The organism is Oribacterium sp. oral taxon 078 str. F0263, assembly GCF_000469565.1.
GTDB lineage: Bacteria > Bacillota > Clostridia > Lachnospirales > Lachnospiraceae > Oribacterium.
The window spans coordinates 14,528-18,111 of sequence record NZ_KI273100.1; the positions used below are offsets into that span (position 1 = coordinate 14,528).

General features: G+C 53.8%; 3 protein-coding genes. All 3 read left to right on the forward strand.

Translation table 11 applies throughout. The features are described from left to right. The coding region (locus HMPREF1986_RS13365) for a hypothetical protein (RefSeq protein WP_207636976.1) at positions 1-192 on the forward strand (192 nt) is incomplete at its 5' end. Between the two features lie 26 nt (positions 193-218). Continuing rightward, a complete protein-coding gene (gene mnmG / locus HMPREF1986_RS03890; RefSeq protein ID WP_036599248.1) occupies positions 219-2,108 on the forward strand; it encodes a tRNA uridine-5-carboxymethylaminomethyl(34) synthesis enzyme MnmG in 1,890 nt (629 codons plus the stop codon). A gap of 82 nt (positions 2,109-2,190) precedes the next feature. Further along, a complete protein-coding gene (rsmG, locus tag HMPREF1986_RS03895; RefSeq protein ID WP_021773467.1) occupies positions 2,191-2,976 on the forward strand; it encodes a 16S rRNA (guanine(527)-N(7))-methyltransferase RsmG in 786 nt (261 codons plus the stop codon). The last annotated feature ends 608 nt before the right edge of the window (positions 2,977-3,584 follow it).

Here is a 3,584-nt window from a genome sequence, read left to right on the forward strand (position 1 = left end):
ACCAAATCGCTAAGCGCCGGGGCGGCAGACGGCCCGCTTATCGGCGGACAAAGCGCCAGATCGGCGGCAAAAATCGCCAGCTTTTCGAGTCTTCCATCAGGCAGACTCGGAGCGTTCTTGAGTCTTCTCGAAGAGAAGTGCCTCCCGAAGGGAGGTCGGCTAAACAGAGTTTATATAGTATGTTTCACGTGAAACATTTGAGGAGGGAAAGGTTCGGTATGGCCGAATTATCTTATGATGTGGCGGTGGTTGGTGCCGGTCATGCGGGAGTGGAAGCTGCGTTGGCCTGCGCGCGGCTCGGTCTTAGGACGATCATGTTCTGTCTCAGCGCGGATCATATCGCGATGATGCCGTGCAATCCGAATATCGGAGGCTCCTCAAAGGGGCATCTCGTCCGCGAGCTGGATGCGCTCGGAGGAGAGATGGGGAAGAATATCGACAAGACCTTCCTCCAGTCTCGGATGCTGAACCGCTCAAAGGGTCCGGCGGTGCATTCTCTCCGCGCGCAGGCGGACAAGCAGGAATACATGAAGGAGATGCGACGCACTGTAGAGAATCAGGAGAATCTCACGATACGGCAGGCGGAGATCACGGAGCTCTTGCTTAAGGAGAGCGAAGGAGAAAGAGAGATTTTCGGTGTGCGGGATGCCGCGGGAACAGATTTTTTTGCAAGAGCGGTTGTGCTGTGCACAGGGGTCTATCTGAATTCCCGCTGTATCTACGGAGAGGTCTCGGAGGATACCGGGCCAAACGGGCTGAGAAATGCAGGGCATCTGAGCGGGTTTCTCCGCCGCGCCGGAGTAAGAATGCTTCGCTTTAAGACGGGGACGCCGGCCCGCATCGACGGGAGGACAATTGACTTCTCGAAGATGGAGATACAGAAGGGAGATCATCCGGTCATTCCCTTTTCCTTTTCCACGGATCCGGATACGGTGCAGAAGGAGCAGATTGACTGTTATCTGACTTATACCAATGAAAAAACGCATGATATCATTCGAAAAAATATTGAACGCTCTCCCATGTACAATGGGGAGATAGAGGGGACAGGACCGAGATATTGTCCTTCTATAGAGGATAAGGTCATGCGCTTTCCGGAGAAGGAGCGGCATCAGATCTTTATCGAACCTGAGGGACTGTATACGAATGAAATGTATCTCTCCGGGATGTCTTCTTCTCTTCCGGAGGATGTACAGATCGATATGTACCGGAGCATGGAGGGGTTGGAGAGAGCGGAGATTGTGCGGAACGCCTATGCGATCGAATATGACTGCATCGATTCCCAGCAGCTTAAGAGCAGCCTGGAATTCCAGACAATTCGCGGCCTTTTTTCCGGCGGACAATTTAACGGTTCCAGCGGCTATGAGGAGGCCGCGGTACAGGGATTCATGGCCGGGGTCAATGCTGCGATGCGCTGCCTTGGGAAAAAGGCAGTGGTGCTGGACCGCTCGGAGGCCTATATCGGAGTTTTGATCGATGATCTCGTGACGAAAGAAAACCGGGAGCCCTATCGCATGATGACGAGCAGGGCAGAGTATCGTCTCCTGCTGAGACAGGACAACGCGGATCTTCGTCTCCGGGAGATCGGCTATCGGATCGGACTGGTCTCCGCGGAGGAGCTTCGGAAGACCCGGGAGAAAAAGCTGGCGATAGAACGGGAGACGGAGAGAATGGAGAAGAGCTTTGTAGGAGGCGGAGAGGAGACGAACCGCATTCTCAGGAAGCTCGGGACAGCTGAAATCAAATCCGGAGTTTCCCTCGCAGAGCTATGCCGAAGGCCGGAACTCAGCTATGAAAGCCTTCGAGCGCTGGATCCGGACAGACCGGAGCTCTCCGCGGAGGTCCGGGAGGAGGTAGAAATAGAGATCCGCTATAAGGGATATATCGCGCGGCAGCTTCAGCAGGTCTCCCACTTTAAAACCATGGAGGAAAAGAGAATTCCGGAGGATATCGACTATGCCGAAGTCGGAAATCTGCGGCTGGAGGCCAGGCAGAAGCTGAGCCTCATCCGACCGGACAATGTGGGAATGGCATCGAGAATCAGTGGCGTCAGCCCAGCGGATATCAGTGTTCTTTTGGTACATCTCGAAAAACGCCGCAGGAAGGGATGATGTTTCACGTGAAACATTGCGAGTTCTCTTTCACGCGGCGGATGATATAAAATCAAGGGGAGAAGGAAAAGGGGGAAAGAATATGACAGAGAGCTTTCGGGAGGGGCTCAGCAGACGTGCGGCGGCTCTCGGGGTCGAGCTTACGGAGGCACAGCTGGAGAAATTCTTCCTATATTATGAGAGAATGACGGAAAAAAACAAGGTAATGAATCTTACCTCGATTACGGAAGAATCCGATGTGGTACTGAAGCATTTCACGGACAGCCTTTCCTTGGCGGCGGTAAGCCTTCCTTCCACGGGCAATGTTTCACGTGAAACATTGCTTCGGAATACCCTTCCGGGAAAGAGACTCATCGATGTCGGAACCGGAGCCGGATTTCCCGGACTGGCTCTGAAAATTGCCTTTCCGGAGCTGGAGGTCGTCCTGAATGATTCCCTTCAGAAACGCCTTCGATTTCTGAATGAGCTCATAGAGGAGCTTAATCTCAAAGGAATCTCCTGTGTACACGGAAGAGCAGAGGAACTTGCTCATGAGAGAAAATGGAGGGGAGCCTTCGACTTTGCGGTCTCACGAGCTGTCGCTAGGCTCTCTGTGCTCTCTGAATATGACCTTCCCTTTGTGAAAAACGGAGGATATTTCCTTGCGATGAAGGCGGGCGGAATCGAGGAAGAGCTGGAAGAAGCGAAGGCCGCGATTCGTCTTCTCGGAGGAAAGCTCATAAAGAGAGAGAGCTTCATTTTGCCGGAGAGCGATATCGAAAGAAGTATTCTTTTGATCGGAAAACTCCGGGAAAGTCCGTCCCGCTATCCCAGACGGGCCGGAATCCCATCAAAAGAACCTTTGGGAAGGGCAGGAAAGAGGGAATGATTTTATTGCCGCCTTTTTCGCCGAGGGCCGATTCACCGCAGGACGCTCTCGCTCCGACTGCCGCGACCAGCGACGCGAGCGTAGAAGTCTGCCATCAGGCAGACTCGGAGCGTCCTTGACCACTTCTCAAAGAGAAGTGCCTCCCGGAGGGAGGTCGGCTGATGCCTCCCGGGCGTTAAATGCCAGGGCAAAAGACGGCCTGCTTATGGAGCGACTGCTCGGCGGTGCGGCGTAGGTTTGGGAAATCCATGCATAAGTCTCGGTGTTCCAATTTATCAGAGCGGGAGAAACACAGCGATCCGACATTGCGTCGAAGCTTTCTCTCCCGTTGGAGCAGGGCTGGACATGTTTTCTTTACAGAGCGAGCTTAGAGCATGCCACAGGTATCTCAGGTACTGGAGCTGTCGCAAGGGAGTGCTTTTCATCAGGAAAAGCACGAGTATTGCGCAGCTCCAATAGGGGGGTACGGAGACGGCATCCGGTGGATAGGAGGAGAGCGCTGATGAAAAGAGATTTCTTTGGCATGGCGTCCTTTTCGCTGCGGAAGTCTGCCATCGGGCAGACTCGGAGCGTCCTTGAGTCTTCTCAAAGAGAAGTGCCTCCCGAAG

Coding starts and splice junctions, on each gene's coding strand:
- mnmG (WP_036599248.1), top strand. CDS start 219: ATGGCCGAATTATCTTATGATGTGGCGGTGGTTGGTGCCGGTCATGCG.
- rsmG (WP_021773467.1), top strand. CDS start 2,191: ATGACAGAGAGCTTTCGGGAGGGGCTCAGCAGACGTGCGGCGGCTCTC.